Here is a 19,381-nt window from a genome sequence, read left to right as displayed (position 1 = left end):
CGGCATGTCGGCTCGCCAGAGGGGCCCGGACCCGGGTTGATCCGGATATGGGGGGTCTTGCCGGTCTCTGCGAGATTGCAACGGCCGATGATGCCCATTGATGTCGTCAATGCCCCCGCGGGATCGCCACCTCCAGGCAGTGAACGATGTGCTCGGCGAGGAGGACGGTGGCCTTGGAGGGGCTTCCCGGAGCGCGGTAGAGGGCGATCTCGGCATCCGGGAGGATGGGTAGGCCGTGTTCCGGTCCAAGATCGAGGAAACCCGGCGGCACCATCTCCTTGGGAAGCACGGTCAGCCCCAGTCCCGCGCGCACCGCCGCCTGCAGCCCGGCCAGACTGGAACTGGTGTAGACGACGCGCCAGGGACGGCCGATCGCATCGAGGCTGGCGAGCGCGCGCTTGCGATAGAGGTCCGGCGCCGGGGCCAGCACCAGGGGCAGCGGCTCGTCGGGTCGCAGCTGGAAGCTGGCGGACGCCGTCCAGATCAGGACCTCGCGCCAGATGGAGACGCCGCCGGATGGACCCTGCGGCTCGCGCTTGAGGAGCACGAGGTCGTACTGGCCCTTCGAGAAGCCGTCGAGAAGATGCAGCGTGAAGTCGCAGGTGACGTCGAGGACGACGCCGGGATGCGCCGAGGCGAAGCGCGCGAGAACCTCGGGCAGGTGGACGGTCGCGAAGTCCTCCGGCGTTCCCAGGCGAACCTTGCCCGCGACCGCCGGTTCCGAGAGGCGCAGGCGTGCATCCTCGCCGAGCTTCAGCATCGCCTTGGCATAGGGGAGAAGGGTCTCGCCGGCTTCCGTCAGATGGAGACCGCCGCCGGCGCGTTCGAACACGCGTCGCCCAAGGCGATCCTCCAGCCGCTTGATCGCGAGACTGACGGTCGACTGCGTTCGCCCGATGCACGTCGCCGCCCGCGTGAAGCCTCCACATTCGGCGACCGCTTCGAAGACGCGGAGAAGATCGAGATCGAACGGCAGGGAGGGCTTGGTCACGGATGCTCCATCGTCGAGCCGAAATCGAGGTCGCCATCCCCCGGGGCGCATGTCCAGAGGGTCTGCGACCGGCGGTGGCGAATCCTGCAATGGCTTGTCGCAAAGCGTCGATGCCATCGCGACGGATCCCAGAACCGGGAGGCGATCGCATCTCGCGGGTTCCCGTCGCGACGTCGATCCGGGGCGGAGAGCCATGATCTTAGAAGAAGCCGTCCGGTTGTAAAGTTGGCGAGCGCAACCGGTCGTCCTGCGCGAGGACTGTCCGATCGGAATTTGACGGACACGAAGGGTGATCTGCAGTCATGCTCGCGGGGATGACATCAGTTTAGGGCAAATGTCTTTTAGATCGTTGTTGATGTCTACCAAAAATTGGAAGCAATCAGGCATTATGATCAAACTCTACATATTTTTTGTTGGATTATACGAGATGGTAAGCCAATAAGAATAATTACTTATGATATAGAAACATGGCAATACTGTCAGTTAAACCTTCCGTTAATCCTCCCCGGCGCATTTTGTCCTGGGTGTTCAGAGGCCACGGGGGCTCTCGGCGCCTCTTCCGTGGCAGGGGGCCGCAATGGCACTGGTAAAGACGCATTCTCTGGGAACGAAGCATCCGGCGACCTCTTCGGCTCTGGGCGCAGGACAGGGCGGCCCGGTCGGCGACATGGTCCGCGACGTCGCGCAGCGTCTGCCGGCGTCGACGGCTTCGGAGAGGAACCGCGGGACGGCCGGTGCCGCGGATGCCCAGAAGAAGCGGGCCCGCACCTTCGCCCGGCAGCAGCAGGCCGCGGAGCGCATCGCCTCCGCGACGACGGAGCTGGCATCGGGCGTGACGGAGGCCGCCGCCGCCTCCGAGCAACTGAAGCAGGCGATGGACCAGATCGCGCAGGCCGCCGAGGAGGCGTCGGGCAGTTCCCAATCCTCCCTCAAGGCCATGACCACCCTCAGCCAGATCGTGGCGCGGTGTCGGGCTGCCGCCGACGAATCGGTGCTGGGCACGGAGCAGCTGCAGACCCAGCTGGGTGCCGTGCGCGAGCAGATCGAGGCCTCCATTTCCGCGATCTCCGCATCCTCGGAGCGGCAAGCCGCCTCGGTTCGGGTGGTCGAGGAGCTCGAGCGGCAGGCCGGAGCCATCGGCGAGATCGTCAAGACGGTCGCGCACATCGCGGATCAGACCAATCTCCTCGCCTTGAACGCCGCCATCGAGGCGGCGCGCGCCGGAGAGCACGGGCGCGGCTTCGCCGTCGTCGCCGACGAGGTGCGCACCCTCGCCGAGGTCTCGGAGAAGAGCGCCCGCGAGATCTCGGCCCTGATCGGGCAGATCCAGTCCGAAGTGCAGGCGATCGCCGAAGGCATCCGCGCGGCCAGCGACGCGGTCCGCGCCGAGGTCGAGAGCGGCAAGACCGTCAGCGGGCACATCAGCCGCGTCCGCCAGGACATGACGGTCATCGCGGACGGAAGCCGTGAGATCGCCAAATACGCGACGGAGTCCGAGCTGGCGGCACGGGAAAGCCAGAAGGGCGCCGAGCAGATCGCAGCCGGCGCGGAGGAACAGTCGGCGGCGTGCGAGGAAAGCCTCAACGCGCTGAAGGAGCAGTCCGCCGCGCTGATCGAGGCCGAGAAGGCCGCGGAGAATCTCGGCGAGGTCGCCGACGAGCTGCGCACCTCGACGGATATCGCCAAGAGCGCCCAGGAGGTCGCGTCGACCGCCGAGGAGCTGTCGGTCACGGTCGAGGAGCTCAACCGCGCGTCGTCCCAGATCCTCGTCGCGATCAACCAGATCTCGCAAGGGGCCGATGCGCAGAGCGCCGCTGCCGAACAGTCGAGCGCCGCGATCGAGCAGATCCGCAAGGGCATCGACGTCACCCGCCAGAGGGCCGGCGCCGCGCTGGAGCGCGGGACCGCTCTCGAACGGCTGCTCGGCGAGGCGAGCGCCGGGATCGACGGCCTGATCGCGGGCGTCTCCGCCTCGCTCGACGCCAATGCCCAGACCCGCGCGAAGATCGGCGGGCTTTCCGAGGTCTCCCGTCGCATCGACAAGATCGTGGATTCCATCACGATGGTGTCCGTGCAGACCAACATGCTCGCCGTCAACGGCTCGGTCGAGGCCGCCCGCGCCGGCGAGTTCGGCAAGGGTTTCATGGTCGTCAGCACCGATATCCGCAATCTCGCGCAGGACTCGTCGGAAAACGCAGACCGGATCAAGGATCTCGTCCGGGGCATTCAGGACCAGATCTCGACCGTGACGCGCGAGCTCGGCGAGATCTCCGCCCAGACGCTCCAGGAAGGAGCCAAGAACAAGGTGATCGGCGCCAACATGGCCCGTCTGCAGAGCGCCGTCGGCGACGTCGTCGCCGGCAATCGCGAGGTCATGGCCAACAGCGAGGAGATGGCGAGCCTCGTGGATGCCAGCGAGCGCAGCGTGGAACAGGTGCTGGCCGCCGCCCGCCAGGCCGCCTCGGCGACGCAGGAAGCGGCCTCCGCGGCCCGCCAGCAGAGCCAGGGCGCCGAGGAACTGGCGCGGGCCGTCGAAGAGGTCGCGGCCCTGTCCGACGAGCTTCAGTCGGCGGGCTGAACCCGACGGCGTCCCGTAGCCCCGCAACCGTCAGGACAGAACCATGACCGCAGTCGCCGTCGGCGATCCGCGCGAAGACCCGGTCGGGTCGAGCGGTTCGAGCGCATCCGAATTCGTCACCTTCTTCATCGGCCCGGAGACCTTCGCGGTGCCGCTCGGGCGGGTGAAGGAAATCATCCGCATGCCGTCGCTCATGCGCCTTCCTCTGGCGCCGGCCAGCCTCGACGGCATCACCAACCTGCGGGGCGGCGTGCTCCCCGTGCTCAATCTTCGACGGGCGTTCGGTCTGGCGCAGGTGCCGCGCGACGACGCGACGCGCGTCCTGGTGATGGATCTCGGCAAGCCCGTCGGCATCGTCGTCGACCGGATGTCGGCGGTCGAGTCGGTCGACGCTGCGCGGATCGACATGCGGGGCGGCTTCGTCGGACAGGCCGACCGCACGCTCGTCGTCGGCGCCATCCGAAACGAGGGGGCAGGTCAGTCCATCACGATGATCCTCGACATCGAGGGGATCGTCGCGCGCGAGTGTGCGGTCTCGCCCGTCGCCGCGACGTCGGCGCAGGCCCGCGGGAACCGGGTCGCCGACGCATCGGCACCGGGCGCCGAGCGCGTGTCGGAAGAGCTCCGCCAGTTCGTCAGCTTCGTGGTCGAGGGACAGGAATACGCACTCCCGATCGCCGACGTCAGGGAGATCGTCCATGTTCCCAAGACCATCGCGGCGGTTCCCAACGCTTCGCCGGCCGTGATGGGCATGGTGACGCTGAGGGACCGGCTCCTGCCGATCCTCAGCCTGCGCAGCCTGCTCGGCCTGCCGCCGCGCGCCGCAGGACCCGACGATCGCATCGTCGTCGTTTCGCCGGCGGCGACGGGGCATTCGATGACCGTCGGCATTCTCACCGATGCCGTGCGCGAGGTCCTGCGGATCGGCGTCGGCACGATCGACCCGATGCCGCCGATGCTGGCGGCCGACGGCGGGCTCGCGGAGATCTCGGCGGTCTGTCGCCTGGATGGGGGACGACGCCTCGTCTCCGTGCTCGATCCCCGGCGCATCTTCCAATTTCCCGAAATCCAGGCCGCCGCCGAAGCGAGCGTCGCCAACGCCGAGGAGAACGTCATGACCGCAGATGGATCGTCGCGTGCCTCCGTGGACGAGGAGCAGGTCGTCGTCTTCAAGCTCGGAGACGAGGAGTTCGGCGTCGCGATCGACAACGTCCAGGAGATCGTCCGCCTCCCGGAAAAGCTGATCCGCGTTCCGAACGCGCCCGACTTCATCGAGGGGATCATGAACCTTCGGGGCACGATCGTGCCGCTCGTCGACCAGCGCCGCCGCTTCCGGTTGCCGCCGATGGAGCGCAACGAGCGCCAGCGGGTCGTGGTGTTCACGCTGAAGGGCGTGCGGTCCGGCTTCATCGTCGACAGCGTCGTGGAGGTCCGGCGCATCGCACGGGCCGAGATCCTCCCGGCACCGGACATGTCCGACGAACAGAACCGGTTGATCCGGCGCGTCGCCAACCTGCCGGACCGCAAGCGGATGATCCAGATCCTCGACGTCGAGGAACTCCTCGATACGCGCGAGCCTGACAGCCTTCCCGCCGCCGCCGCCTGAGATCCCCAGCGAGCTTCGCCATGCCCACGACAAAGAAAGTGCTCGTCGTCGACGATTCCGCCCTGATGCGCCGCGTCCTGACCCGGATGCTGGTCGAGGGCGGGTTCGATGTCGTCATCGCCCACAACGGCGTGCATGCCCTCGACGTGCTGCGGCAGGAGAATCCCGACGTCGTGACCCTCGACGTCAACATGCCCGAGATGGACGGACTGACGTGCCTCTCGCGGATCATGACGGAGTGTCCCAAGCCCGTCGTCATGTGCTCCTCGATCACGGAAAAGGGCGCCACGGCCACGCTCGAGGCGCTGGCGCTCGGCGCCGTCGACATCATCCTCAAGCCCGATGGAACGGTGTCGCCGACCCTTCATCGCATCGAGGACGAGATCCTCGCCAAGGTCCGCGCCGCGGTGTCGGCGCGTCCGCGAAAGGCCCGGGTCGCGGCCGATGCGGAGGCGCCCGCCGGACCGGTCCGTTCGGCCGGGCCGCGCGCCGCCGGCAAGGAACCGGCCCTCGACTACCTGGTTCTCGTCGGCGTCTCGACGGGCGGGCCCGGCATGCTGGAGGACGTCCTGTCGAAGCTTCCCCCGGACATGCCGGGCGCCATGGCGATCGCCCAGCACATGCCCGCCGGCTTCACCCACAGTCTGGCCCAGCGTCTTGGTCGGGTCTGCCCGCTCCCCGTGACCGAGGTGACGGGCGTGACCGAGATCAAGGCCGCCAACGTCTATCTCGGCAAAGGCGGCGCCGACCTCGTCGTCACGCGCCGGGGAAACGGCATCGCCCTCAGCCCGGTGCCCGCCGATCCCAGTCGTCTCTGGCATCCCTCGGTTTCCCGTCTCGTGGCCAGCGCGCTCGAGCATGCGGAGGCGGCCCATCTCGTCGGCGTGCAGCTGACCGGCATGGGCAACGACGGCGCGGCGGAGATGGCCGAGCTTCGGCGTCTCGGGGGACGCACGATCGCGGAGTCGGAGGAAACGGCCGTCGTCTTCGGAATGCCAAAGGAACTCATCGATCTCGGCGGGGCGACGAGCGTGCTGCCGAGCACCCGCATCGGACGTGAAATCGGTCGCTGGACAGCCGTCGCACCCCCGCAAACCGCCTGAGGACAGCCATGGGACTCGTCAAAGCCAAGATTGCGGGACGCGCGGGAACGAAGGTCGCGACGTCCCTCGGGGACCTCGACGCCGAGGACACCGCGTCCCGTCGAACGTCCGCCCGCCGCCTTTCGAGCGTCGAGGGTTCGGAGCGCAGTCTTCTGGCGCGCCTGCAGGTCGAGACCGACCGGCAGGTTCGCGAGACGCTGATCCTGTCGTTGATCGCCCAAGGCACCGACGAGGCCGTTCTCGGCCTCGTCGCCCATCTCGGCGGCGAGGACGTCGAACTGCGCAACGGCGTGGTCGAGGCCCTGGAAAGCATGCCGGAGGCGCTCGCCCCCCATCTCGACCGCCTGCTCGCTCATCCCGATTCCGACGTTAGGATCCTCGTCTGCAACGTGCTGGCCGGCCTCAAACACGAGCGGTCCTGCCAGTGGTTGTGCGCGGTTCTGGAGACCGACCAGCACCCGAACGTCTGCGCCGCAGCCATCGAAGCCCTGATGGAGGCGGGAACCCCGGGCTGCGTGCCCGCGCTGCGCACCGCGATGGCGCGCTTCCCGTCCGAGCCGTTCCTGTGCTTCTCCGCCGACGTGGCGATCGCCCGGATCGCGCGGCCATGAGCAGCCTTGCCGCCGATGTGCCGACGATCTCCGACGACGAGCTCGCGAAATTCTCCGACTTCTTCTATCGCAAGACGGGGATCCGGCTCGACGAACGCAAGCGCTACTACATGGAACGGCGGATCGTGGACCGCATCCGCGCCAGCGGGTGCCATGCCTTCGCCGATTATTTCGCGCGCCTGAAGTTCGGCGGGCTCGCCAACGAGCTCGAAGCCCTCATCAACGAGATGACGGTCAACGAGACCTATTTCTGGCGCGAGAACTACCAGTTCGAGTGCATGACCCGGCACATGCTGGACGAGATCGCCCGCTCGAAGCGGCCCGGCCAGCGGATCCGCATCTGGTCGATCCCCTGCTCGACGGGCGAGGAGCCCTATACGATCGCGATCCACATCCTGGAGAACTGGGCGAGGGCCGACGAGTTCGAGATCGAGCTCTTCGCCAGCGACATCGACAGCAACGTCCTGAAGCGCGCCAAGCAGGGGATCTACGAGGAGCGGGCGCTGTCCCGCCTGCCGGCCCCCTTGCGCGCGCGCTACTTCAAGCCCGCCGGACCCGCCCGCTGGCAGTTGATCGACGACCTGCGCAGCTCGATCACCTTCGGTCCGGTCAATCTCAGCGATCCGCAGGACACCGTCCGCTATCGCGAGATCGACCTGATCTTCTGCCGCAACCTCCTGATCTACTTTGACGACGTGTCGCGCCGGCTGGCGGCGGACAACATGTTCGACTGCATGACGCCCGGCGGATTCATCTGCCTTGGCCATTCCGAAAGCATGAGCCGCATCAGCAATCTCTTCCGGCCGCGCCAGTTCGCCGAAGCCCTCGTCTACCAGAAGCCGTCCCTCCGCGAGGTCGCATGAGCCACGTTCCGACTTCCCGCTCCGATGCCGCAACCCCGCGGTTCGACTGGCCCGGCCATCGCGTCCTCGTCGTCGACGACGCCGTCACCGTTCGTCTCTTCAGCCGCCAGGTGCTGGAGGGCGCCGGCTACCGGGTCGAGGAGGCGATCAACGGGCTCGAAGGTCTGGAGCGCCTGATGGCCGAGCCGTTCGACCTCATCCTCGCCGACGTCAACATGCAGAAGATGGACGGGCACGAGATGCTACGGCGGGTGCGCCAGAATCCGGCGCTGCGCGCCATCCCCGCGATCATGATGAGCACCGAGAGCAAGCCCGAGGACGTCGCGACCGCCTATGAGGCCGGCGCCAACCATTACCTGTTCAAACCGATCCGGCCGGACCAGCTCGTCGCCTGCGCCCGCCTGATGACCGCCGCGGTGATGTGATGGATCTCCTTCTCCAGCAGTTCATCCCCGAGGCCCGCGATCTCCTCGAGTCCTCCTCCCGGGCCCTCGTGGCGCTCGAGGCCGATCCGACGGACGACGCCGCGATCAACGGGCTCTTCCGGTCGGTCCATACGCTGAAGGGGACGGCGGGCATCTTCGACATCCCGGCCTTCACCAAGCTCGTCCACGCGGCCGAGGACGTGCTCAACCTCGTGCGCGAGCACCAGATCGTGCTCGAGCCGGAGCTCGTCGACCAGCTTCTCGCCGGCATGGATCTTCTCTCGCACTGGGTCGACTGGCTCGGCAACAACGGCGCGCTGCCGTCCGACGCGGCGCGGACGGGCGCCGTCCACATCGCGACCTATCGCAGCCGTCTGACGGCGGATGCGGGCGCGGAGGCGACGCGCCGGGCCGCCGAGGCTCCGACGACGCCCGACGCCGTCCCGGCCTGGGTCGCGGAGTTCGACGAGGTGGATCGGCTGGCCGCCGCGAGCGTGCTGGCCTCCCTCGGGGAGGAAGCCAGGCTCGTCGCGGTCGAGTATCGCCCCGATCCGCAGTGCTTCTATGCGGGCGAGGACCCGCTCTACGCGATCCGGCAGATCCCCAGCCTGCTCGCCTTCTCCTGGACCCACCGCGAGGACTGGGAGGAACTGCGGGCCGCCGACCTCTTCACCTGCCGCGTCGTCCTGCGGGTCCTTGCCGACGCCTCGCGCAAGAGCGTCGAGGAGCTGTTCCGATATGTCAGCGAGCAGGTCACGATCTGCGACGTCGCGATCGAGGATCTGGCTCGCCTCTCCGGGCCTGACGATCGCGACGACGCATCGAGGGAGGCGGTTCGGGACTGGCTGGAGCTCGCCGCCGACGGCGACTGGCTCGGATTGTCGGAGGCCGTCGGGCCGGCCTGCGACCAGGCGGGCCTCGTCGGATCGGGCGCGCGCTGGCTGTCGACGCTCCTCGAAGCGCCGGTGCCGCCGAGCGCGGCCATCCAGGCCGTGGTGCGCGCGTTGAACGGTTTCGAGGCGCAGGCCCGCGTCCCCGCCGCCCTCGGCGCGGCCAAGGGCGCGTCGGCGGGGGCGAGCTCGTTGGCGGACGACCTCATCGCCGTCCAGCACCGGATCCTTGCCATCGCGCCGGGAACCGAGGCCTGGCGGAACCGGCTGCCCTCCGTCGTCGAGACCCTTGCGCGGGTCGTCTTCGCAACGACCGGGAACGACGGCCGGGAGGCGCTGGCCTCGGCTCTCGGCGCGGCGCTGGCGGGCGGCGGTCCCGAGCCGATCCTGTCCGTTCTCGCGCGCATCGCCGCGCCGGAGCCCTCCGCGCCGGACGCGGGCAAGTCGACCGCCGACGCCCGCGACGCCACGGCCGTCAAGGCGGACGGCGAGAAGCTCCTGAAGGTCGAGCAGTCGCGGGTCGACGCGATCATGGATCTCGTCGGCGAGCTCGTGGTCGCCAAGAACGCGCTGCCGTATCTGTCGCGCCGCGCGGAAAACGAATTCGGCTGCCGGGACCTCGCCCGCGAGATCAAGCACCAGTACAGCGCGCTCGACCGCATCACGCAGAGCATGCAGGACGCCATCATGCAGATCCGCATGATGCCGGTCGGCAGCCTCTTCGGACGCTATCCGCGCCTCGTGCGCGACATTTCGCGCAAGCTCGGCAAGGACATCGAACTCGTCATCGAGGGTGAGGAGACCGAGGCCGACAAGAACGTCGTCGAGGCGCTTTCGGACCCGCTCCTGCACATCATGCGCAACTCGCTCGATCACGGCATCGAGGAGGCCGAGGACCGCGTGGCCGCGGGCAAGCGACGGACCGCGGTGATCCGCATCCGCGCCTTCCAGGAGGGCGACCGGGTCTGCATCGAGGTGACCGACGACGGCCGCGGCATCGATCCCGCCCGCATCACCGAGAAGGCGCTCGCCAAGGGCCTGATCGATGCCGCCCGCGCGGCGTCCATGTCGCCCGAGGACGCGGTCCAGCTCGTCTTCCTCGCCGGCTTCTCGACACGCGACGAGGCCAGCGACCTGTCGGGCCGCGGCGTGGGTATGGACGTGGTGCGCACGACGGTCGAGCAGATGGGCGGCGACGTCCAGTTGGCCTCGACGTCGGGCGTCGGGACCAGGATCCTGCTTCGTCTGCCGCTCTCCATGGCCGTGACGCGGGTGATGATGGTGGAGGTCGCGGGAACGCTCATCGGTATCCCCATGGAGACGGTCGCCGAAACGGTCCGCGTTCCCGCCGCCTCTATCCGTCGCTTCAAGCAGGCCGAGATGTTCCTCCTGCGCGATGCGCTGGTGCCGCTGGTCCGCATGCGCACCCGGCTCGCGCTGTCGGCGGACGCCGAACCGCGGGAGAGCGAGGCCGTCCTCGTCTGCCGCCTGCACGGCGCACCGGTCGGGCTCGTCGTCGACGACTTCAATGTCGGCATCGAGGTGGTGCTGAAGCCGATGTCGGGCCTTCTCGCGGGGCTGCCGGGCTATGCCGGCACCGCCGTCCTCGGCAATGGCGAGGTGCTCCTGGTGCTGAACATCAAGGAACTTCTGTGACACGAACGGAGACGAGCATGCCCATCACCTACGACGACCGGACGGTCACCATGGAGGGCGCCTGCGGCGTGGAAGAGGTCCCCGCTCTGGCCGAGTGGCTCGACGCCGCGGCCTCGCCCCTCGTCGACCTCCGCTCCTCCACGCATCTGCACACCGCGATCGTGCAGGCGCTCGCCGAGGCGCGGGTGCCCGTGTCGGGCGCCCCCGTGGATCCCTTTCTGGCCCTCTGGGTCGCACCGCTGCTGCCGATCGCAGCGCATTGAACCTGATGACGAAGCGAGGTTTTCTCCGATGATGGTCATGTTGGTCGACGATTCCCCGACGCTCCTGGCGAGCATGGAATCCGTTCTGAAGCGTGCGGGGCACGAGGTGGTGAAGTCCTTGTCCGCGGAGGAGGCCCTGACGAAGCTGAAGGGCGGTGCGAAGCCGAGGCTCGTCATCACCGACCTCAACATGGGCGGCATGAACGGGATCGACTTCATCCGCACGGCCAAGAAGGTTCCGGGCCTGGCGTTCACGCCGATGCTGATGCTGACGACGGAGTCCCAGCAGGAAAAGCGGGTTCAGGCGAAGGCCGCGGGAGCCGCGGGCTGGCTCGTCAAACCCGTCCCGGCCGACTCCCTTCTCGGCGTCATCAAGCAACTCGTTCCCGCGTGAGTTTCAAGACGTGAGTGCCGTAGCCGAACCATGGGCCTCCGACGAGACGCCGGCGCCGGAGAGCGATGTCCGGCGGGCGGACGAGCGCCTGGAGACTTCCACCGGCGACACTGCCCTGGGACGCGAGGCGGAAGCTTTGCGCTCCTTCGGCGATCTGGCGGGAGCCCAGCTCGATCTCGTCCGGACCGAGACGGAAACCGCCGCCATCCGCATCATCGGTCTCCTCGGTCCCGTCGAGAATCTGGTGGATGCCTTTTCTCAGACGGTGACGGCGTCGGCCGCGCCCCTCGAAGAGGTCGTCGGGCGCGTGCGGATGGAGCTGGGCGACCACCATACGCTTCTCGACGAAGCCGCCCTGGCCGGCTCCAGACTGGAGGAGGAGACGCGCAGGGCCCTCGCGCTCGTCGTGACGCTGGCCGCCTCCCTCGTCTCCGGTCTCGAACGGATCGACGAGATCACCCGGATGACGCGCATCCTGTCGCTGAACGCCAAGATCGAGGCGTCGCGCGCCGGCGACGCGGGACGGGGCTTCGGCGTCGTGGCGGACGAGGTCCGCACGCTGGCGGGACAGACCGACGCCATCGCCCGGTCGATCGGCGCCGGCGTGAAGGAGATCGAGGCGACCGTGAAGGGGGTCCTGACGCGGTCCATCGAGGATCGTGGTCGCCAGGATGTGCGAACGCGCGAGCGGATCGCGCAGTCGAACGGATCCATGGCGGCGGCGCTGGACGAAGTGTCCCGGCAGCAGGCCGAGATGCTCCGGCAGGTCGGGCGCCTCGGCGCCGACCTCTCGGGGCCCATTCAGGAGATCGCCGGCTGCGTCCAGTTCCAGGACATCGTCCGGCAGCAGACGGAGGCTCTGGAAAGCGGCATTCGCCGCATTGCGGACGCGGGCGCCGACATCATCGACGACCCCGCCGGCGCAGACGGCGGGCGCATTCCCGCCATCCTCGAAGACCTCTACGAGACCTATGTCATGAGCTCGCAGCGCAGGGCGCATGTGGGCGTGGAGGAGGGCGGCGAACCCGGAGCCGCCATCGAGTTGTTCTGACGGCGTCCGATCGCCGGGCCCTGAGCGCCGCTTCTGCCTTGCAGAGGACCTGCGAGGGTCCATCGGCGCCGCGACGAACTTGCGCTCGGCAGATGGTCGATGCGGCAGCGGGTTCCCCGCACGAGGCCGCATGACGTGATGGCCTTGCTCGCTTTCCCAGATGCGAGCGGGACCCTTCATGTCCGGACGAGCCGCGGGGCGGCGCGGACGGACGTCCGGTCCCGCGAATGACAATCCCTGTGCGAGCCGATGACGGAGGCGGGCGCAGCGCGCCGCACCCGCTCGTCGTCGCTGTCGGACGACCTCAGCCCTTGACGGTGAAGGGCACGATCATGCCGGCGGCGGCGTGGCCCTTCAGGTTGCAGATCAGCTCGTAGGCGCCCGGCGCCAGCGTGACGGTGAGCGTGTCCATCTTCCCGGCCTTGAGGTCTCCGACCTCGCCCATGCTCATCAGCTTGTCCTCGTCGATCCGGTTCTTGGCGGGGTCGATCTCGAGCGTCTGTCCCGCCTTGTCGAGCTTGATGACGACCATTTCGTGCGGGGTGTTGGCCGCGGCGTTCACGACCTCGAAGGTGACCTCGCCCGCAGGAACCTCGCTCTTGTCGAGCTTAATGGACATCTGGCCGCCTCGCTCCCCGATCAATTGGACCGAAACGGTTTCGGCGGCCAGGACGGGCGCGGCGGAGAGGAGGACGCCGAATGCGGCATAGATTGCAATGCGGTTCATGTCGTTGTCTTTCGGGTTTTGGCTATTAGCTGATTCTATACTGATCTGTATCTTTGATTCTGATTGAATCTACGATATGTCAGATTGCAACGACAATCATGTCGGCAGTCAGGCGGTTTCTATACATGTCCGTAATGTCGAAGCATCCTCTCTCGCAACGGGATGGCGTCCCGCCGCTGCCCAAGACCATCCGCGTCCTTCACTGGGCGACGGCGGGGCTTCTCGTCGTCCTGTTCGCCTTGGCCTGGAGCTTCGAGGGGATCGGACCGAGCGATCTCGGCGTCACCCTCGTCGACCTCCACCGCTCCTTCGGACTCCTGCTCTTTCTCGTCGTCGTCGCGCGGCTGGCATGGCGGGCGACCCATCGCATCGACCCGATGCCCGAAGCGTCGCCGCGATGGGAGCGCTTTCTGGCTTCGGCCGTGCAGTCGGCGCTCCTTCTCTGCCTTGTCGCCATGCCGATCCTGGGATGGGTGGCGTCTGCCCTGTCCGGAGAAACGATCCGGGCCTTCGGGTTTCCGCTTCCGGACCTGCTTGCGATGAACGAGGACCGCAGCGACGGGTTCTTCGAGCTTCACGAGGCCGTCGCATGGGTTCTCATCGTCCTCGTCGCGCTCCATGTCGCGGGTGCGCTGCGCCATCACTTCGTCAAGCGCGACGGCCTGATCGGCCGGATGCGCATCTGGTGATCACGCCAGGAAGCGGTGCGGACCTTTGCGCCGCCGTCGGTCGCGTTCGCCCCCTCAGCCGACCGTGGTGCCGGACAGGGCGCCGATCCCGGCCGTCGCCGCCATGGCGATCGCGCCCCAGAGGGTCACGCGCACCGTCGCCTTGACGATATCGGCGCCCCCGGCGCGAGCGCCGGCGGCGCCGAGAAGCGCGAGGAAGAGCAGCGAGGCTGCCGACACGGCAGGCACGACCAGGGAAGCGGGCACGAAGGCGGCGGTCGCCAACGGCAGGATCGCCCCGACCGTGAAGGACGCAGCCGACGCGAGCGCCGCCTGGATCGGACGCGCCGCCGTCTCGTCCGCCATGCCGAGCTCGTCGCGCAGATGGGCGCCGAGGGCGTCCTTTAACATGAGCTGGCGCGCCACTTCGTCCGCGAGCAAGGGTTCGAGGCCGCGACGCACGTAGATCTCGGCCAGTTCCTGCCGCTCGGCTTCCGGCTGGTCGGCGAGTTCCCGCCGCTCGCGTTCGGTATCGGCCCGTTCGGTGTCGGATTGCGAGCTGACGGAAACGTACTCGCCCGCCGCCATCGACATGGCGCCCGCCACGAGGCCCGCCGTCCCCGCCAGAAGGACGTCGCCCCGCGCGGAGGCCGCGACCGCGACCCCGACAATGAGGCTCGCCGTCGACACGATGCCGTCATTCGCCCCGAGGATGGCGGCGCGCAGCCAGCCGATGCGGGAGACCAGGTGACGTTCGGGGTGCTGGAACGACGGGGGCATGAGCGGTCCTTGTCTGGCCTGCCGGCCGAGGTTGCGCAGCGTTCGTCAGCCGCGCCACGCCGTCCAAAGCACCGCGCCGGCAAGGATCGCGTTGGCGGCGAGAAGGCAGAAGACGGCGAACGATCCGAGATCCTTGGCGTGCCGCGCGAACTCCGCGTAGTCGGGGGAGATCCGGTCGACGAGCACTTCGACGGCGGTGTTCAAGGCCTCCACCGCCATCAGGACCAGGAAGAGGACAGCCTGGGCGGCATAGGTCCAAACCGGGGCGCCGACGGCTGCGAAGAGGGCGAGCACGACGAGACCCGCGCCGATTTCCTGGCGGAAGGCCGGCTCTTCCAGCAACCGACGAAAGCCGGCGAACGAGTATCCCGCGGCGGCCAGACCGTGCCGCAGACCGGTCCGCGGCGCGGGTTTGCGCCGTTCGCCCGCGGCTCCGTCCGTCACGATGGGGTCCTCGCGTCACCTTCGCCCGCGATCGGACCCGGCCCGCGCCGACAGGCGGCGAAGGCATCGAGGGACGGATCGTAGACCTCCGTCGAAACGTCGGCGAGCCCGAGAACGGTGTGAAACAGGTTGTCGTGCGAGAAGGGCTGGTCCCGTTCGCCGCGCAGGCAGTCCATGGCCAGTCCGCCCGCTTTTGCGAAACCGTCCGAGAGCCACGCCACGAACGGCACGTGCGTCTGCGCCTCGGGCGCCATGAAGTAGGGCGTGCCGTGAAGGTAGAGGCCATCCTCCCCGAGGGACTCGCCGTGATCGGACATGTAGACCATGGCGGTGGCCGTCCGCGGATCTTCCGCTTTCAGGAGGTCGATGATGTCGGACAGGATGTGGTCGGTGTAGAGGATCGTGTTGTCGTAGGCCGCCACGATCTCCTCCTGGGTGCAGTCGGCGAACTGGGCGGTCTCGCAGGCCGGCTTGAAGCGCTCGAATTCGGGCGGGTAGCGCTTGAAGTAGGCCGGGCCGTGGCTGCCGAGCTGATGAAGGACGACGACCGCGTTCCCGGTCTTCGGCCGCTGATGCAGGTAGGTCTTCAGCCTCTCGACCAGGATCTCGTCCTTGCACTCGCCGCCCATGCAGAATCGGGGATCGTTCGTGTCGGGCAGGAATTCATAGCGGATCCGGTCCGCGACGTCCTTGCTGCCCGTGTTGTTGTCGAACCAGTCGACCGCGATGCCGGCATGGGACAGGACGTCGACGAGGTTCTGGGTCGCAAGGCCCCTGGACGTCGAGTAGTCGGAGCGCGGGTAGACCGAGAACATGCACGGGAGCGAGACCGCGGTCGCCGTCCCGCAGCTCGACGTCCGGGAGAAGTTCAGGACATTCCGCTCGGACAGTTCGGGATTGGTGTTGCGGCTGTAGCCGTTGAGGCTGAAGTTCATGGCCCGCGCGGTTTCGCCGACGACGATCACGGTGAGCGAGCGCTGGCCGGCGGCGGCGAAGCGCGTGCCCTGCCGGGCGTCGGTGCCGAGGGGCGCCGCGACGATGTCGCGGTCCTTCGTGACGGTTTGAACGTACTTGACGGCGCCGGCGATCGGCGCTCCGGGATTGAGGGTCGCCATCAGATCGCGACGTTCCCGGAAAATCGAGGAGAAGGTGGCATAGTTCAACGCCACGATCGCGAGCGCACCGCAAAGGCACGGCAGGATGACGGCCATGTTGCGCAGGAACTTCGACGCAAACGGTCGATGGACCACCCGGACCCAGCCGATCAGAAGGCTCGGGAGAAGCGCGTAGAGGGCGAGGTGGAGAAAGAGGTTCGGCGTCAGAAGATTTCGCGCTTCGCCGGAGGTCGTGACGAGGGCGCTCTGGATCATCTCGCGGTCGATGATGGTGCCGAAGGCATCGGTGAAATAGGACGCCGATCCCGCGATCAGCACCAGGAGGATGAAGGCGGGCTTGATCAGGTACTTCACCGACAGGGCCGTGAGCGCCGCGACCGAGAGGAGGAAGACCGCGCCGATCAGTGCCGCGAACGATGCTTCATGACCTGCGAACGTGCGCAGGCCCTTGTCGAGGAACGTGCTGTTCGTGAAGGCGAGCATGTAGGCCGATACGAGGACGGCCAGCGTCACGCTGCCGACCCGCGGTCTGTAAAGCTTCATGTCGATCTCTAAAGGCTTGCAGGGAAGCGGGGCGCCGATCGCCGGGCCGGTCGTGGCTGCACGGGGTTCTCCTCGCGACGCCGCCATCGGCCGGCGGGCGTCAGCACCGATTTCACGCACCGGCCTCATGGAAGGTCAGGCGAGCGGTCGCTTCGGACCTCGACCGACAGCGCCCGAGGTCCGAAAGCCATGCGATGGCGAGAGTCCCCGGGGACGAGGGAGAGGCGCTCGCGAGCGAAACATCGGGCATGACCGTGATCCTTCGGAGTCAAGGCCATGATCGGCCGCGCCGACAGCGCATCGCCGGCATTCAGATGCACCGGCAGGATGAGGTCCCGACCTTACGGCTAGCCCGGCGGCCCTATACGGATCCGTAACAATGACCGCCATCGCGGGCGGGGCGCCATCGGCGCGGCGATCCCGTCTCCGGCCCGTCTCCGGCCCGTCGCCGCAGCCGTCGGGCGCGGTCGAGCCGCGGCGGCATCGCGGGCGCGGGCGCGCGGGTCAGTCTCCCCGCAGGAGCCTCGGGTCCGCGCTCCCGGGATGCGGCGGCGCGAGCGCCGTCAGCCCGACCCTGCGGCTCGAGGTTGCCGGTTCGGCCCGGTCGACGAGGGGCAGCGACACGCGCATGGTCAATCCGGGCCTGCCGTCGAGGGCGCGAATGGTCCCTCCGTGAAGATCCACGATGGCGGCTGCGAGCGCGAGACCGAGGCCGTTGCCGGGCGTGGTGCGGCTCCGGTCGAGACGGTAGAGGCGGCGGAAGATCCGCTCGCGCTCCTCCTCCGGGACGCCCGGCCCGTCATCGGCGATGTCCACGGCGACGAAACCCCGCTCCCGGCGCGCGACGAGCCGGATCGAGCCGGGGGGCGGCACATGGGTGATGGCGTTCTCGACGAGATTGGCGAGGAGTTGCTGGAGAAGGTCGCGGTCGCCTTCGATGATCTGGCCGGGGGCGACGTCCATGATGAGCCGATGCCCCGCTTCCTCCGCCACCGTCTCGAAGACCTCGTGGATCTCGCGGAGGAGCTCGGAAAGATCGATCCGGCGAAACTTCGCCTTTCGGGCTCCCGCCTCGATCTGCGCGATGCGAAGGAGCGCGTTGAAGGTCTCGATGATCGAGTCGGTCTCCAGCACCGCTCCCTCGATCGCCTCGCGCAGGTCTTCGGGCTCGGCGGCCTCGCGTTGCGCGCCCTCCAGCCGCTGGCGCATCCGCGCCAAAGGCGTGCGCAGATCGTGCGCGATATCGGTGGACACCTGCTTCAGGCTGCTCATCAGCGTCTCGATGCGTGACAGCATGCCGTTGATGTCGCTCGACAACCGATCGAGCTCGTCGCGGCGTCCGGTGACCGGAAGCCGTTGGTCGAAGCGCCCGTCGGATACGAGGCGCATGGCCGCCGCGATGGCGTCCACCCGCCGCGTCGGGCCGATGCTGACGACATAGCCGCCGACAAGGGCCAGCAGCGTCGTCAGGAGGCTGCCCCAGAGCAGGCCGGCGAGAATGATCTCCTGCGTTTCGTCGAGCACGTGCGAGTTCCGCGCGGCGAGGATGTGGAACGGCCCCATCGTCTCGCCGGACGCAAAGAGCCGGACCTCCCGGTCGGAGTTCTTCGCCGCGGCTGCTTTCAGCGCCGGGCTGGTGGCCACGGTCGCTCCGTCGACCTTCCACTCGCTCCATCCGCTTCGCCACACGCTCGGCGGAACGTTTCCGGCGATCGGCGCCCCTGCCGCATCCGTCAGGAGATAGAAGTGGTCGTCGGCCCCGCCGTTCACCCGGTTTTCGACCAGGGCTTTGAGGGCGTCGCCGCCGCCCGTCCGGAACGCCTCGCCGAACGCGTCCATGTCCTCGGCGACGGACAGGCGCACGATCCCGGCCACTTCCGCCGTCGCGGCGACGTAGGTCGTGCCGAGGATCGCCATCACGGAGACGAGAAAGAGACCGGCATAGATCGTGCCGAGCCGGAACGACGTGGATCGGAACTGATCAGGAAGGCGCATGGAGCGCGTATCCGGCGCCGCGCACGGTGCGGATCATCTCCGCGGCGAACGGCTTGTCGACCTTGGAGCGCAGGCGGCTGATATGGGTCTCGACGACGTTGGTCTTGGGATCGAAGTGGAAGTCCCAGACCCGTTCGAGGAGCATCGTGCGCGTCAGGACGCGGCCGCGATTGCGCATGAGATATTCGAGCAGCCTGAACTCCCGCGGCTGGAGATCGATCGGTTGGCCGTCGCGCGTCACGGTGCGGGCGATGAGGTTCATCTCGAGGCCGCCGACCTTGAGGATCGTCTCCTCGCGTTTCGACGGCGCGCGACGGCCGAGCGCGTTGAGGCGTGCCATCAGTTCGGAAAACGCGAAGGGCTTGAGCAGGTAGTCGTCGCCGCCGGCCTCCAGGCCCTCGACGCGATCGTCGACGCCGCCGATGGAGGTGAGGAAGAGGACGGGCGTGTCCCGCCGGGCCGCCCGGAGCGCCCGCACGATGGACAGGCCGTCGAGTCCGGGGAGCATGCGGTCGACCACCATGACGTCGTAATCCCGCGAGACGGCGAGTTCCAAGCCGTTCGGTCCGCTGGCGCAGTGATCGACGTCGTGCCCCTCCTGGCGAAGACCCTTCTCCACGTAGGACGCCGTCTGCGCGTCGTCCTCGATCACCAGGATCTTCATCGATGGCGCTTCCG

Annotated in this window: 18 protein-coding genes; 11 read left to right on the top strand and 7 right to left on the bottom strand. The window is 68.1% G+C overall.

What is annotated here, in order from left to right:
- Positions 1 to 106: 106 nt before the first annotated feature.
- Complete coding sequence (locus ASG43_RS13840) at positions 107 to 991, bottom strand: LysR substrate-binding domain-containing protein (RefSeq protein ID WP_244488100.1); 885 nt, start codon at positions 989 to 991, stop codon at positions 107 to 109.
- Between the two features lie 577 nt (positions 992 to 1,568).
- Between ASG43_RS13840 and ASG43_RS13835 the strand changes: the two genes are divergently transcribed.
- The 10 genes from ASG43_RS13835 to ASG43_RS13790 are packed head-to-tail and all read left to right on the top strand — an operon-like array spanning position 1,569 to position 12,431.
- On the top strand, positions 1,569 to 3,569 hold the full coding sequence (locus ASG43_RS13835; RefSeq protein WP_082490909.1) for a methyl-accepting chemotaxis protein: 2,001 nt from the start codon (positions 1,569 to 1,571) through the stop codon (positions 3,567 to 3,569).
- A 43-nt stretch (positions 3,570 to 3,612) separates the two neighbouring features.
- Positions 3,613 to 5,175 (top strand): chemotaxis protein CheW, encoded by a 1,563-nt coding sequence (locus ASG43_RS13830; protein WP_056506007.1) that lies wholly within the window; start codon positions 3,613 to 3,615, stop codon positions 5,173 to 5,175.
- 20 nt (positions 5,176 to 5,195) lie between these two features.
- Positions 5,196 to 6,278, top strand: coding sequence for a chemotaxis-specific protein-glutamate methyltransferase CheB (cheB, locus tag ASG43_RS13825; RefSeq protein ID WP_056506004.1), 1,083 nt, complete (start codon positions 5,196 to 5,198; stop codon positions 6,276 to 6,278).
- Between the two features lie 8 nt (positions 6,279 to 6,286).
- A complete protein-coding gene (locus tag ASG43_RS13820) occupies positions 6,287 to 6,889 on the top strand; it encodes a HEAT repeat domain-containing protein (protein ID WP_056506000.1) in 603 nt (200 codons plus the stop codon).
- Positions 6,886 to 7,752 carry a CheR family methyltransferase gene (locus tag ASG43_RS13815; protein ID WP_056505995.1) on the top strand — a complete coding sequence of 289 codons (867 nt, stop codon included), beginning with the start codon at positions 6,886 to 6,888 and terminating at the stop codon, positions 7,750 to 7,752. The genes ASG43_RS13820 and ASG43_RS13815 overlap by 4 nt, the downstream gene beginning before the upstream one ends.
- Complete coding sequence (locus ASG43_RS13810; RefSeq protein ID WP_082490908.1) at positions 7,749 to 8,177, top strand: response regulator; 429 nt, start codon at positions 7,749 to 7,751, stop codon at positions 8,175 to 8,177. The genes ASG43_RS13815 and ASG43_RS13810 overlap by 4 nt, the downstream gene beginning before the upstream one ends.
- Positions 8,177 to 10,723: a chemotaxis protein CheA gene (locus ASG43_RS13805; RefSeq protein ID WP_056505992.1), complete on the top strand. Its 2,547-nt coding sequence runs from the start codon at positions 8,177 to 8,179 to the stop codon at positions 10,721 to 10,723. The genes ASG43_RS13810 and ASG43_RS13805 overlap by 1 nt, the downstream gene beginning before the upstream one ends.
- 17 nt (positions 10,724 to 10,740) lie before the next feature.
- Positions 10,741 to 10,986 (top strand): hypothetical protein, encoded by a 246-nt coding sequence (locus ASG43_RS13800; RefSeq protein WP_056505989.1) that lies wholly within the window; start codon positions 10,741 to 10,743, stop codon positions 10,984 to 10,986.
- Positions 10,987 to 11,014: 28 nt separating this feature from the next.
- Positions 11,015 to 11,380: a response regulator gene (locus ASG43_RS13795; protein ID WP_056505986.1), complete on the top strand. Its 366-nt coding sequence runs from the start codon at positions 11,015 to 11,017 to the stop codon at positions 11,378 to 11,380.
- 10 nt (positions 11,381 to 11,390) lie between these two features.
- The gene (locus tag ASG43_RS13790) at positions 11,391 to 12,431 is read left to right on the top strand and encodes a methyl-accepting chemotaxis protein (RefSeq protein WP_156386710.1); all 1,041 of its coding nucleotides are present in this window, start codon (positions 11,391 to 11,393) and stop codon (positions 12,429 to 12,431) included.
- Positions 12,432 to 12,735: 304 nt separating this feature from the next.
- On the opposite strand, the gene ASG43_RS13785 is transcribed toward ASG43_RS13790, so the two are convergent.
- On the bottom strand, positions 12,736 to 13,158 hold the full coding sequence (locus ASG43_RS13785) for a sulfocyanin-like copper-binding protein (RefSeq protein WP_056505980.1): 423 nt from the start codon (positions 13,156 to 13,158) through the stop codon (positions 12,736 to 12,738).
- Positions 13,159 to 13,283: 125 nt separating this feature from the next.
- On the opposite strand from ASG43_RS13785, the gene ASG43_RS13780 reads away from it, so the two are divergent.
- On the top strand, positions 13,284 to 13,847 hold the full coding sequence (locus ASG43_RS13780) for a cytochrome b (RefSeq protein WP_056505977.1): 564 nt from the start codon (positions 13,284 to 13,286) through the stop codon (positions 13,845 to 13,847).
- A gap of 54 nt (positions 13,848 to 13,901) precedes the next feature.
- Here ASG43_RS13780 and ASG43_RS13775 read toward each other — a convergent pair whose 3' ends face one another.
- The 5 genes from ASG43_RS13775 to ASG43_RS13750 form a co-directional block, all read right to left on the bottom strand.
- Positions 13,902 to 14,606 carry a VIT family protein gene (locus ASG43_RS13775; protein WP_056505974.1) on the bottom strand — a complete coding sequence of 235 codons (705 nt, stop codon included), beginning with the start codon at positions 14,604 to 14,606 and terminating at the stop codon, positions 13,902 to 13,904.
- Positions 14,607 to 14,651: 45 nt separating this feature from the next.
- Positions 14,652 to 15,050, bottom strand: a complete 399-nt coding sequence (locus ASG43_RS13770) for a diacylglycerol kinase (RefSeq protein WP_056505971.1) — start codon at positions 15,048 to 15,050, stop codon at positions 14,652 to 14,654.
- On the bottom strand, positions 15,047 to 16,708 hold the full coding sequence (locus ASG43_RS13765) for a phosphoethanolamine--lipid A transferase (protein ID WP_056505968.1): 1,662 nt from the start codon (positions 16,706 to 16,708) through the stop codon (positions 15,047 to 15,049). Before ASG43_RS13765 ends, ASG43_RS13770 begins: the two co-directional genes overlap by 4 nt.
- Positions 16,709 to 17,212: 504 nt before the next feature.
- Positions 17,213 to 18,703, bottom strand: coding sequence for an ATP-binding protein (locus tag ASG43_RS13755; RefSeq protein ID WP_082490905.1), 1,491 nt, complete (start codon positions 18,701 to 18,703; stop codon positions 17,213 to 17,215).
- Positions 18,690 to 19,367, bottom strand: coding sequence for a response regulator transcription factor (locus tag ASG43_RS13750; protein ID WP_056506701.1), 678 nt, complete (start codon positions 19,365 to 19,367; stop codon positions 18,690 to 18,692). The genes ASG43_RS13755 and ASG43_RS13750 overlap by 14 nt, the downstream gene beginning before the upstream one ends.
- Positions 19,368 to 19,381: the final 14 nt, after the last annotated feature.

The sequence above is a fragment of the Aureimonas sp. Leaf454 genome, from assembly GCF_001424685.1.
Classification (GTDB): Bacteria; Pseudomonadota; Alphaproteobacteria; order Rhizobiales; family Rhizobiaceae; genus Plantimonas.
Note: the sequence above shows the minus strand (reverse complement) of the source record. Positions and strands in the feature narration are given on the sequence as shown.